This window comes from Halomonas sp. JB37 (genome assembly GCF_002332255.1).
Lineage (GTDB): Bacteria > Pseudomonadota > Gammaproteobacteria > Pseudomonadales > Halomonadaceae > Vreelandella > Vreelandella casei.
The window spans coordinates 692,613-704,967 of the sequence record NZ_NRGW01000001.1 but is presented as its reverse complement, the minus strand read 5'-3'; the positions used below and the strand labels follow the sequence as shown (position 1 = coordinate 704,967).

The following is a 12,355-nucleotide window of genomic DNA, read 5'->3' as shown; positions in this document are numbered from 1 at the left end:
ACTTTTCAGTCAGGCGTAGAGGGAAATCATCGTTATTCTGCGAGGGCCGCTTCGGCTTCTTCTACAGCGGTACTGCCGCCGCAAGAGCCGTTAACGACGTTAAAGTTGCCGCATTCTATCGGCTTGCGCCAATCAGCAATCAGATCACGCGAACCAGGTAGGTAATCCGACCAAGCATCGCCTGTCACGGTAGACGGCGTCTGCCAGACAATATCAAACTGGCCGTTGTCTTGAATTTCACCAATCAGCACCGGCTTGGTGATGTGATGGTTGGGCATCATCGCCGCGTAGCCACCGGATAGATTCGGCACCGTCACGCCAATAATCGCATCTTTTACGCTGTCGACATCGGTGGTGCCTGCTTTACGAACCGCTTCTGCCCACATATTAAACCCAATGTAGTGTGCTTCCATCGGGTCATTCGTCACTGCCTCTTCGTCGCCGGTGTAGTCGATCCAGGCATCGATAAAGTCATAGTTGTCATCATTATCGACGCTCATGAAGTAGTTCCAAGCGGCTAAATGACCCACTAGCGGGCCCGTATCGATACCGGTAAGCTCCTGTTCGCCCACGGAGAAGGCGATGACCGGAATATCGGCGGCATCGATGCCCTGGTTAGCAAGCTCGGTGTAGAACGGCACGTTGGCATCGCCATTAATCGTCGAGATGACGGCGGTGCGCTTACCCTCTTCGCCAAAACGGCTCAGCTCAGACACGATATTCTGCCAATCGGAATGACCGAATGGCGTGTAATTGACCATGATGTCTTCGTCGGCGATGCCATACTCATCTTTGAGAAACGCCTCAAGAATCCGGTTAGTCGTGCGCGGATACACGTAGTCGGTGCCGATCAGCGCGAAGCGTTCGATACCCACTTCGTTGATCAGATACTCAACGGCAGGAATCGCCTGCTGGTTAGGCGCCGCGCCGGTGTAGAAGACATTTTCTGAGGACTCCTCACCTTCGTACTGCACCGGGTAGAAAAGCAGGCCGTTGAGTTCTTCCACGACGGGCAGCACCGCTTTACGGGAAACCGAGGTCCAGTTACCGAAAATAACGTCAACTTCTTCCTGAGCCAGCAGCTCACGGGCGCGTTCAGCAAACAGCGGCCAGTTAGAAGCGGGGTCGACGACAACGGCCTCTAGCTGGCGACCCAGCAGGCCACCCGCTTCGTTCTGCTGTTCAATCAACATTTCGACGGTGTCTTTAAGAACGGTCTCACTGATCGCCATAGTGCCGGAGAGCGAATGTAGAATGCCGACCTTAATCGGGTCTTCGCTCTGATCAGCATCTTGAGCGATGGCCTGAGCACTAGCTCCCATCACGGCAGCGGCGAGCAAGGCGAGCGCAAAGCGACCCGGCGAGCGGGTTGCGCTCAGGTGTGTCGAGCGAGCGCTTGTGTTGTATGGCAATGTGATCACTTGAACCTCCTTGCACCCCTTATGTGTGGGGCTTGTTAATTGGCGTCGCATTTAGGGCTGCGGTGTTAGTTCCCCCCAATACGTCCACTAGCCATTAACACTTGCAAGGGGTGCGCCAGATTGGCACAACACTTATTTACAACCATTTATTCAATGACTTACTGATATTATAAAAAACCATAGCCTAGCCGAATGCACCAACATTAAGCACGGCGCCTGAACTTAAGCACGCTATCAATGCACCAATAAAGCCCCTTGCACCAATCGGGTACTTACCGGACGCCGATACACAACAGCAACGCTAAGCTCACTATCTGGTTACAAAGCCAATAAAAGCGTGAGATACAAAAAAGGAGCCTGGGTATCCCCAAGGCTCCTTATTAATCATCCAAAACGTACCGCTAATGAGTTACACAGAGGCACTTTTCTTGCGGCGTTTTTTCAGTAGCGGTAAGCCAAGCGACAGTAAGGCAACCAGCAGCAGCCCCAGCGCAATCGGCTTATCGATGAAGGTTGTCCAATCGCCACCCGAGATTTGCAGCGCACGGCGCATGGACTCTTCCATGATATTACCCAAAATCAGCGCCAGGATTAGCGGCGCCGCCGGGAAACCAAACAGGCGCATTCCCAGGCCAACCAAGCCAAAGCCCAACAGCAGCAGCAGATCAAACACGCTGAAGCTCATGCCATAAACGCCGATCATGCAGAAGATTAGGATGAGTGATAGCAGCAATGGGCGGGGCATATCGAGAATTTTGGCGATATAGGGAATCAGCGGCAGGTTAAGCGCCAGCAGGAAGATATTGCCGATATACATACTGGCGACCACGCCCCAGAACACGTCCGGGCGCTGCTCAAGCATCATGGGGCCAGGGTTCACGCCCATTACCAGTAGCGCACCCAGTAGCACCGCGGTAGTACCCGAGCCAGGCACGCCTAGCGTTAATAGCGGCACAAAGGAGCCGGTACAAGCAGCGTTATTGGCGGCTTCTGGTGCCGCAACGCCCTTGATATTGCCCTGTCCAAAGGTGTGGCCATCTTTAGCAATACGCTTTTCCATGCTGTAGCCCAAAAATGAGCCGATGGTTGCACCCGCGCCTGGCAGTACGCCGGTAAAGAAACCGAGCACCGAGCTACGGCCAACCGGGCCAGCAATCTCTTTTACTTCACTGCGGGTCAACTTCAGCGAGCCAATCGCATTGCGCGGCGCTTCTTTGCCACCGCCGCCGCGCAGTAGCATATAAAACACCTCGGCAAGCGCGAAAATACCCAGCGCTACGACAAGGAAATCAATGCCATCGAGAAGCTGAATGGAGCCAAACGTATAGCGCTCGGTGCCGGTCTGCATATCGATACCCACAATCGAGATAATCACCCCAACCACGGCGGCAATGAGCCCTTTGACCAGTGACTTATCCGACAGCGAGACCACGGCGGTTAAGCCCAGCACCATCAGCGCAAAGTACTCAGAAGGACCAAAGCTGACGGCCACTTTCGACAGCAGCGGTGCAACAAGCATCAGGAAAATAACCGACACCGTGCCGCCCACGAATGACGAATAGGCGGCAATGGCCAGCGCTTTACCCGCCAGGCCTTTCTTGGCCATCGGGTAGCCGTCAAATGAGGTCGCCACCGTGCCCGCCACGCCGGGGGCGTTGAGCAAAATCGATGACGTAGAGCCGCCGAAGATGGCGCCGTAATAAACCCCTGCCATTAGAATTAAGCCTGACGAAGGCTCCATGGAAAAGGTAATAGGAATCATGAGGGCAAGTGCGCTGATAGGGCCTAAGCCCGGCAGCATGCCGATAATAGTACCGGCGAACACGCCAGCAAATACGTAAGCGATATTCATCGGCTCAAGCGCGATGCCAAAGCCGTACATCAGATTATTGAAGGCATCCATGGGAATTACTCTCTTAAAGACCTGCTAGCTTAATTTCGGCTAAAACGGCTGGTTTAGAAAGGCAGCACGCCAGTGGGTAGATAGACGTCCATCACTCGCGTCATGGTGAGATAGAGCGCTAGTACTACCCCCAGCGATGTCGCGAGGTTAACCGTATGGCGGCGGTAGCCGTAGTAAGCCGTTAAACCGACGCAGAGCAGCACTGAGGCGAGCACGAAGCCCAACGGCACCAGTAAAAACGCATAGGCGGCAATCGCCAGCGAGGTCACTATAATCCGAGCCCAGGGCGTTAATAGCAGCGGCCCTTGTTGTGCCTCTTGATCAATTTCGTCAGCACCGGCAATCGGCGTAGGCTTCTCAAAGAATAGAAAAGCCGACAGGATCAATAAAGAAAACCCCAATACTTTGGGAAACAGGTCCGAATCGACCGGCCGCGGTAGCGGGAAGGTCGGGATTTGCCATGCCATCGCGATGTAGGCGACAGCCAATAGCGCCAATACCAGCGCTAACCACTGATTGGTATTTAAACGAGTCATAGGAATCTCTCCGAAGGAGCCAACGCACCGACTGTCGTTAACAACCCGCTTTAGTCACGATATTTAATAAAAACAAGTAGTTAACAACAGTAGTGCCCCAGCCGCACTCAAGCGGCTGGGTTATACAGGAGTAGGATTACTGGCGCAGCAAACCAAGCTCACTCAGCACATCGCTGAACTGCTCTTGCTGCTGATCCAGGAAAGCACCAAATTCTTCGCTGTTTTGGTAGGCGTCGATCCAGCCCAACTGATCGCTCGCTTCACGCCAGGCGTCGGTTTCAAGCATTTCAGCGAACAGATCTTCGTAGTAAGCCACAGCTTCTTCAGGCATATCCGGCGTGCCCATGATGCCGCGCCAAATATCGAAGGTGTAGTCAAAGCCCTGCTCTTGATAGGTAGGCACTTCACTCAAACCACCACCCAGGCGCTCTTCAGACGAGACGCCCAGCGCACGAAGCTGGCTTCCTTCACCAAGTTGGCCAACCGCTTCACCGGCACCACCGACAACGGCTTCGATGTGGCCGCCCATCAGGTTGGTCATGGCATCACCGCCACCGGAGAAAGGAATGTAATTGACTGATGAGGCGTCCATACCCGCCGCTGAGGCCAAGCCTGCAATAGCAATATGATCCATGGAGCCAGGCGCACTGCCGCCGCCCACGCTCAAGCTCGGGTCTTCTTTCAGCGCATTGAGCAGATCTTCAAGGGTCTGATACTCAGAGTCCGCCGCGACCAGAATGATCGAGTAGTCGGTATTAATCCTAGCGACCGGGGTAAAATCGGTGTGGTCATAGCGTGAGGCGCCTGCCAGCGGTACCAGAATCATCGGTGGGCTGGTCGCAAACAGCTTGTGCGGGTTGCCGGTGTCGCGTGCCACTTGTGCCCAGGCGACGGCACCGCCACCGCCGGGTACGTTGATCGCAGCGAAGCTTTCATCGGCCAGCCCTTCTTGCTGGATCACCCGCGACATGGTGCGGGCAAGCGTGTCCCAACCACCGCCCGGATTAGCTGGCGCGACGAATTCAATCGAGCGGCTTGGCGTCCACTCTTGCGCCTGTGCGGCGGTCGTCATTCCAGCAAATGCGGCTAGCGGTAGAGCAAATACAGATAAGCGCTTGAGAGTAAGCGAGGTCATGATGGCGTTCTCCATATCTCAGTGTTGTTGTATGGGTATTGGTATAAATATTGGTCTTATTATGTGATGACACGTCGCGAACGTTAGAAGACGGTGCCCCTGACCGACAAGCTTATGCGCATAAAAGACAAAAAGTTCTTTATGGGCATTTTGTTCATTGTGTTCACTCGCATTAATCGCGCATTAACGCTGTGACGGCGCATCGTCCAGAATGCGCCGCCTTCCATTGCTACCGGCACCCCAAATTCAGCTTAGCCGTGAAGCATCCGTGGATCAAACGGCTATCACGCCGAGTAAAACAGCACACATCAATAGCACGATACTCAGCCCCCACATCCAGAAGAACGAGTAGCGCAAGTGCTTGTGCATCTCTAAACCGGAGAGACCTAGCGCCAGCCACACGGCGGGAGCCAAGGGAGATACGAAGGTGCCCACGATGTTACCAATGATCATGGCATAGGCTGTTGAATACGAGTCGATATCAAAGGAGAGCCCGATTTGCTCTACCACAGGGAACAGAGCGAAGTAGTAGGCATCCGTGCTAAGCAGCAAGTCCAACGGCACACCCAGCACCCCAATAATGATATGCAGGTAGTCGGAGAAGGCGCTCGGCAGCACCGTCACCACATCGTTGGCGATGGCATTCAACATGCCCGTACCGTTCAAGACCCCCAGAAACAGGCCAGCGGAGATAATGATAGAGGCCATTGTTAAGGCACTCGGCGCATGCGCTTGAATGCGCGCCATTTGCTCTTTAGGCGTACGATAGTTCACCAGCAGCGCCACAGCGACACCCAGTAAGAACGCCAATCCCGCAGGCAATATACCGGCAACCAGAATCGTGATGACGGCAGTAGCGATGATGGCATTAACCCAGATCAGCTTTGGTCGCAGCAGGCTGGCATCAACATCGTTTGAGAAGACGCCTTGGGTCAGTGAGCCTTCGTCATGCTCCTGGCCCGGCTGAAGCGTGCCGTAGGTTCTTAAAATCCGGCGTTTTTCCAGAATTCCCATAAAAACCGCCAGCGCCAGCATTAACACCACGCCGATGGCCTGAATCTGAATCAGCGGATACCATAATTCAGTGACATCTACATCAAGTACTGATGCCACGCGCCCCAATGGCCCACCCCACGGCACCATATTCACGATGGAGGCGGAGCCGGCAATAAGTAGCAACAGTAAATAAGGATTCATACGTAGCCGCAGATAGAGCGGCAATAGCGCCGGGATCGTAATTAGGAACGTGGATGCGCCGGAGCCATCTAACTGAGCCACCATGGCAATGAGCACGGTAATCAGAGCGACGGTAATAATATTGCCTCTCGATAGGGCGATCATCTTATTGATCACCGGCTCAAACAGCCCCGTGTCCTGCATGATTCCAAAGAAAATAATGGCGAAAATGAACATTACTGCAACATTCATTACGGAGCTTAGCCCCGCACTAAAAAACTCGCCTAGATCCGTCGCATCAAAGCCTGCCGCAAAGGCTGCAATTACCGGCGGAATAACCATTGCCACCAGAGGAGAGACGCGCCCACTAATAAGGAGGCCGACGATAACGATGATGGTGATAAAACCAATGACACTTAAGCTCATTCGTCATTAACCTTTTCTTTAATTCTTAAGCTTAATCATCCCTAGCAACGCCAAACACGCGCCCACCTTAGGTCTCAATAGACTTAGCGACGAGCGTTGGTTGCCTGATAACTGAGTCGGGGTATTCTCCCCGCCAAAGGGAATGACTAACGTTAGAAATTGGCTGAAATATGGAAGGATCCTACGCATTCACCTTAAGGGTGACACTAGGTCCAGTCAGGAACATCGGAGGCAGTCCAGACCCTCTAAAACGCCTTAATATCAGGGATGCTGACGATCATGGCGCTCTTCTTGTGAAGAAATCATTACTAGCTGGCGTGCTGAGCGCACATTAAAGGATTGGCACACCGCCTCTCAACGTTATGAACATAATGGACAAAAAGTTCGTTTTGAGCGTTGTGTGCATTTTGCTCACAGGCATCGCCTCCTCCTACGAGGCTACTCCTCTTCACACCAAGGCAAGGCGTCACCGACCAAACGATAGCGGCGCTCGGGCCTGCCGACATCGCCGTAGCCCAGCTCGGCGTTTACCAGCTGCACCGAGACCAAAAACTCTAAATAGCGGCGCGCCGTGGAGCGGCTAGTGCCCATCTCCCGCGCCACCTGCATAGCGGCCTGAGGCTGAGATGATGCCTGAAGCGCGGCCACCACTGCACGAAGGGTTAGGCGGTCAATACCTTTGGGCAGCACGCGCGTTTTCTGCGCCGAACGTCCCGCACCACTGGGTTGTAATCGGGCCAGTACGTTATCCAATTCATCCTGGCTCAGCTCTGCGTAGTTGGCCAGCACTTCGCGTTCACGGCGAAATCGAATGAGCATCTGGCTCATTCGCGCGGCTTCAATTGGCTTAATCAAGTAATCAAAGACCCCACCGCGCAGCGCCTCGCTAATCGTTTCCACCTCGCGCGCGGCCGTTACCATCACGATATCCACATGCACATAGTCGCGCCGAATTGCCCATAAAAGCTCCAGACCTTCCACATCGGGTAAGTAGGCATCCAGCAAAATCAGATGAATATCATTGGCATGCTGGGCCATCAGCGCTTTCGCCTCACTGCCATTGCGCGCCATACCGACGACGTAAAAACCGTCGCTTTGCTCAATAAAGGCTTTATGGATATCGGCAATGCGAAAATCATCTTCGATGACCAAAATGCCGTATTGCTTGGCAGACATGCGTTTTCCCCTAGCAATGTTTCATCATTGTTGTAGTGGCAATGTGTAGTGGCGATGGTAACCGGCGCCGGTGTTGCTCGTTTATGTCGATTAGACCCAAAGCGCTGCGTTCATACGGTGCGAGAAGCGGCGCATAGCGAGCGGTCTAACACGGCGATAAAACACGCGCCCTCAAGCTCACTTTCCTCTAGCGTCACCGCTCCTCCGTTTTGACGACAAAGCCTTGCAACGAGCGCTAAGCCAATGCCCTGATGCTTGCCGCTTTTGGTTGAAAAGCCGTCTTGGAAAATCGACTCTGCGAGTTCAGCGGGCACGCCTGGGCCGTTATCTTCCACCTCAATCAGCAGCTGCTCGCCTAGGTCGGTGAAAAACAGGCGCACTTTAGGCTCCTTACTCGGCCCATTAAGCGCGGCGTGGCAGGCGTTATCTAGCAGGTTGCCGACCACACTCATCATGACTTCTTGCCCGGTAGGCGTGAGCGGGCAAGAAAGCGAGCTTTGCGAGTCGATTTCCAGCGCCACGCCCAGCTCCCGCGCCCGGGTGAGTTTACCCAGTAGCGTGCCACTAAGCACGGCGTCAGCTACATGGCGCATTAAAAAGCTCATCTGCGCCTGGGTACGCTTGGTTTCTTGGTGAATCAGCGCCAGCGCCTCGTCGGTGCGCTTTAACTGTAGTAAGCCCGAAATAGTGTAAAGCTTATTGGAAAACTCATGCGCCTGAGCGCGCAGCATATCCACGTCGCGGCTGGCCTGGGTCAGTGCTTGAGACAGATCAATGATCTCGCGACGGCTACGAAACGTGGCCACCGCGCCCTCGATCTCGCCCTCATGCAGAATCGGCACGCGGTTCACCACCACCGGGTGATCGCCTAGCCACATCTCCTGATCAAACTCCCGCTCGCCGTGCTTAAGGACTTCTAAGAGCCGAGAATTCGGCACCACCCCGCGGATAGGCTGTCCGAGCAGCACATGCGCATCGTCTAGATTAAGAAAGCGCCGCGCCTGCTGATTAACCAGCGTGATATGGCCCTCACGATTAACTGCCAGCACGCCCTCGTGAATCGATTGCAAAATGGCCTCTTTTTCCATCGCTAAGCGGGCAATTTCATAGGGTTCAAGCCCCAAAATCACGCGTTTAAGATGCTGTGACAGCCAGTAAGCCCCGGCAAAACCTAAGCAAATCATTAGCCCGACCAGCCACCAGCCGAAGCTGGTGTGCCTACCGACATCCATAGCAACGCGGTCCATCATAAACCCGACGGAAACAACGCCAATGATATTGCCCTCTTCATCCCAAATGGGGGCTTTTCCTCGCATGGCGGTACCCAACGAGCCGGTCGCCTCTGAGACATAGAATTGACCATAAATCAGCGCTTGTTCGTTGTCTCCTCCCACCATTTTCTCGCCAATCCGCTCCTGCACCGGATGCGAGTAGCGCCTGCTTTGCGCATCACCCACAACCACGTAGCGCGCCCCTGTTTCATGGCGAATGCGCTCCGCGAGCGGCTGAATGATGAAAGATGGATCGGGAATAGCAAACGCGTTGATAATTTGCGGCATCGACGCCACCGTCTTTGCCACCGCCAGCGCCCGCTCGCCCATCTGTTGGCTAATAATTTCCGCCTTACGATGATTGAGATACGTACCCTGTGCCAGTAGCATGCCGGCTAGCAATAGCCCGACCAACAGCATTACCTGAAGACGAAAGCTGCGTTTATACCAGCTGCGCCTGGCGCGAGTGCGGCGCCAGCGCTGAAGGTCAGCTAAGGTGCGGGGGCGAGAAAGGGTCATAGATACGCTCAAAATACGTGATAGCGTCATTATGACACGCGCCAGCAAACGGCGTTGAACGTCGCCACTTTCTGTCATCGTTCGCTGATATAATGGCCGAATGCCTTACTCAAGGAGGGACCTTGTGGCGATCACTCGATGGATGCTTTTGCTGGCCTGCTGGCCATTGTGGCTAACCGCAGCTTATGCCAGCCCTTTCTATGCACCACCGGCGCCGAAAGAAGACGCCCCGGTTTTCAGCGGTGATGCTGAATTCGGCTTTACGCGCCTTTCAGGCAACACCGACAGCCAAACGCTGATTGGCAAAATGCTGTTAACGTGGCTAACGGGCAATTATACCTACTCGCTGCGCGGTGAAGTCCGCAACGTGACTAAAGATGATGAAACCAGCGCTGAGCAATATTTGGTGGCCGGACGAGAGCGCTATGATTTAGAAGGTCCTCACTATTTGTTTGGCTTCGCCCGGTGGGAAAAAGACCGCTTTGCCGGCTATGACCAGCAGCTCTCCGTGATTGGCGGCTATGGCCGACAGATCCTTGAGACCGATGCCCATACCCTGTCGCTAGAAGCAGGCCCCGGCTACCGTCATGATCGCTTACGAGATGACGACAACGATCGACTGGCAGTGGCCTACACCGCACTCGACTACCGCTGGGGGTTTTCTGACTATGCCGATCTTCAGCAGGAAATGTCATTGGAGTATACCGAGCAAAATGTCACGTCCCGCTCGCTAACAGCGCTTACCGCACGTCTCAATTCAAAGCTTTCGTTACGCCTGTCACACGAAATCAAGCACAACTCCGAACCACCTGCCGATGCCAGTGAGCGTACCGACAGCACCGTGAGTGCGTCACTTCTTTACCGCTGGTGAGCCAAAAGCGTGCAGGCTATTTTTTTACGCACCAAAATAAAACGAGTTAGACGTTGGTCTATATTATCGATATACTGTGTCCAGTTTCCTGTCCTCGCGCCATTCAATGAATGGCGCTTTTTTTTTGCTGCGCTTTCCGCATTTGCGCTGTTTCTTCATGTTCCACCCAAGGTGTTCTTATTGATGAACCAACCGACTCCCGGTGCTGAAAGCCATAAGCGACACTCGCTTGGCGATCCTATCGTGCTCACCCTAAGTATTGGATTTATTGTCGCTTTCCTAGGCCTGTCCTTTTACGACATTAACTTAGTGGCGGGTGCCATCAGCACCAGCTTCAGCTGGACGGCGTTGGTCTTTGGCAGCTACTTCCAACTACTGCTGCTGCTCACGTTCTTTATTGCCATGGGGATTGCAGTCACACCGGCTGCAAAAGCCAAAATTGGCAATTTGGATGCACCAGAAATGAGCACATTCAAGTGGCTATCGATCATTCTGTGCACGCTTTTGGCAGGTGGTGGAGTGTTTTTTGCTGCCGGTGAGCCGATTTCTCACTTTTTAGTCACGCCACCCGCGTTTGATACTGAGCCAGGCACGCCCGACGCCGTTGCAGGTGCTTTGGCGCAGGCCTTCACGCATTGGGGGTTTATTGGCTGGGCGGTACTTGGCTCGTTGTCCGCTATCGTGCTGGCGCATGCTCACTATGTAAAAGGCCAACCGCTGCAGCCACGCACGCTGCTTTATCCTCTGTTGGGTGAACGACTTTTGCGCGGCCCGCTGGGCGGCATCATTGATGCCTGCTGTGTGATTGCCGTTGTGGCCGGTACGGTGGGGCCTATTGGCTTTCTAGCGACCCAAGTAAGCTTTGGGCTACATGAAGTGTTTGATATTCCCAATAACTACACCAGCAAGCTGATTATTCTCGCCGTCCTGGGCACGATGTATGTGCTGTCGGCCGTCAGTGGTGTGCATAAGGGCATGCAGATACTCAGCCGTTTCAACGTCTTTCTAGCCCTGGCGGTCGGTGCGGTGATTTTCATATTTGGCCCCACGCTGTTTCTGTTTAACAGCTACTTTGCAGGAATGGGCACTTACATAAGTGATTTTTTCCCGATGGCAACGATGACCGCTGAAACCGCTCCCGCTTGGTGGATGCAGTGGTGGACGATATTTTTCTTTGCCTGGTTTATCGGCTTTGGCCCGCTAGTAGCTATTTTTGTGGCGCGTATTTCCCGCGGTCGCAGCATCCGCGAGATGATTATTGCGGTGGCGATACTGGCGCCTATCGCCACCACAGTGTGGTTCACCCTGCTGGGTGGGTCAGGTATCTACTACCAGATGACCGGCGTGTTTGATTTAACCGAGCCGCTAAGCAACTTCCAGTTTGATGTGGCCACCTTAGCCGTCGCCCAGTCGCTACCGGGCGGGTCCTTTATGACCATGGCCATTTTGCTGCTTACAACTATCTTTGTGGCCACCACCGGCGACTCAATGAGCTACGCCATTGCCGTCGTGGGTGCAGGCCACGATGACCCAAGTGCAGTCATGCGTGCCTTCTGGGGGGTCGCCATGGCGATCATGGCGGGCGTGCTTTTACATATGGGGTCAGGGCAGATCGCTGCGCTCCAGCAGTTTATTGTGGTCACTGCCATTCCGGTCTCATTCATCCTGCTGCCTTCTTTATGGGATGGCCCTAAAGCGGCGTATGCCATGGCGCGTGAGCAGGGGATTATTGACCGTTAATCAACCCTATTGCGGCTAATCACGGGAGTGGCGTTTGGCATAGCTTCATTAGAGGCTATGCATTCCCTCACCGAATACACTGTCGTAATGATAACCTTGCGCAGCCCAACCACCTCAATAAAAATAACCAGCTGATTAATAAAAGCTTTAGCGATAAAAACTAGCGCATGTGATCAATATT

Annotated in this window: 9 protein-coding genes; 2 read left to right on the top strand and 7 right to left on the bottom strand. The window is 53.9% G+C overall.

The features are described from left to right. Nucleotides 1-32: 32 nt before the first annotated feature. The 7 genes from urtA to CIK78_RS03400 form a co-directional block, all read right to left on the bottom strand. Nucleotides 33-1,322, bottom strand: coding sequence for an urea ABC transporter substrate-binding protein (gene urtA / locus CIK78_RS03430; protein ID WP_255249117.1), 1,290 nt, complete (start codon nucleotides 1,320-1,322; stop codon nucleotides 33-35). Between the two features lie 508 nt (nucleotides 1,323-1,830). Beyond that, nucleotides 1,831-3,324, bottom strand: coding sequence for a tripartite tricarboxylate transporter permease (locus CIK78_RS03425; RefSeq protein ID WP_096277237.1), 1,494 nt, complete (start codon nucleotides 3,322-3,324; stop codon nucleotides 1,831-1,833). A 53-nt stretch (nucleotides 3,325-3,377) separates the two neighbouring features. Next, nucleotides 3,378-3,860: a tripartite tricarboxylate transporter TctB family protein gene (locus CIK78_RS03420; protein ID WP_096277235.1), complete on the bottom strand. Its 483-nt coding sequence runs from the start codon at nucleotides 3,858-3,860 to the stop codon at nucleotides 3,378-3,380. 136 nt (nucleotides 3,861-3,996) lie between these two features. Next, a complete protein-coding gene (locus CIK78_RS03415) occupies nucleotides 3,997-4,995 on the bottom strand; it encodes a tripartite tricarboxylate transporter substrate binding protein (protein ID WP_096277233.1) in 999 nt (332 codons plus the stop codon). Nucleotides 4,996-5,268: 273 nt separating this feature from the next. After that, complete coding sequence (locus CIK78_RS03410; protein WP_096277231.1) at nucleotides 5,269-6,597, bottom strand: citrate:proton symporter; 1,329 nt, start codon at nucleotides 6,595-6,597, stop codon at nucleotides 5,269-5,271. 438 nt (nucleotides 6,598-7,035) lie between these two features. After that, complete coding sequence (locus CIK78_RS03405; protein ID WP_096277229.1) at nucleotides 7,036-7,773, bottom strand: response regulator; 738 nt, start codon at nucleotides 7,771-7,773, stop codon at nucleotides 7,036-7,038. A 110-nt stretch (nucleotides 7,774-7,883) separates the two neighbouring features. Next, nucleotides 7,884-9,563: a sensor histidine kinase gene (locus tag CIK78_RS03400; RefSeq protein WP_096282241.1), complete on the bottom strand. Its 1,680-nt coding sequence runs from the start codon at nucleotides 9,561-9,563 to the stop codon at nucleotides 7,884-7,886. A gap of 142 nt (nucleotides 9,564-9,705) precedes the next feature. On the opposite strand from CIK78_RS03400, the gene CIK78_RS03395 reads away from it, so the two are divergent. Continuing rightward, entirely contained in the window at nucleotides 9,706-10,434 is a 729-nt protein-coding gene (locus CIK78_RS03395; protein WP_225734251.1) for a DUF481 domain-containing protein, read from the top strand. 183 nt (nucleotides 10,435-10,617) lie between these two features. Beyond that, nucleotides 10,618-12,174, top strand: a complete 1,557-nt coding sequence (locus CIK78_RS03390; RefSeq protein WP_096277225.1) for a BCCT family transporter — start codon at nucleotides 10,618-10,620, stop codon at nucleotides 12,172-12,174. Nucleotides 12,175-12,355: the final 181 nt, after the last annotated feature.

Coding starts and splice junctions, on each gene's coding strand:
- CIK78_RS03405 (WP_096277229.1), bottom strand. CDS start 7,773: ATGTCTGCCAAGCAATACGGCATTTTGGTCATCGAAGATGATTTTCGC.
- CIK78_RS03420 (WP_096277235.1), bottom strand. CDS start 3,860: ATGACTCGTTTAAATACCAATCAGTGGTTAGCGCTGGTATTGGCGCTA.
- CIK78_RS03395 (WP_225734251.1), top strand. CDS start 9,706: ATGCTTTTGCTGGCCTGCTGGCCATTGTGGCTAACCGCAGCTTATGCC.
- CIK78_RS03400 (WP_096282241.1), bottom strand. CDS start 9,563: ATGACCCTTTCTCGCCCCCGCACCTTAGCTGACCTTCAGCGCTGGCGC.
- CIK78_RS03390 (WP_096277225.1), top strand. CDS start 10,618: ATGAACCAACCGACTCCCGGTGCTGAAAGCCATAAGCGACACTCGCTT.
- CIK78_RS03425 (WP_096277237.1), bottom strand. CDS start 3,324: ATGGATGCCTTCAATAATCTGATGTACGGCTTTGGCATCGCGCTTGAG.
- CIK78_RS03415 (WP_096277233.1), bottom strand. CDS start 4,995: ATGACCTCGCTTACTCTCAAGCGCTTATCTGTATTTGCTCTACCGCTA.
- urtA (WP_255249117.1), bottom strand. CDS start 1,322: ATGGGAGCTAGTGCTCAGGCCATCGCTCAAGATGCTGATCAGAGCGAA.
- CIK78_RS03410 (WP_096277231.1), bottom strand. CDS start 6,597: ATGAGCTTAAGTGTCATTGGTTTTATCACCATCATCGTTATCGTCGGC.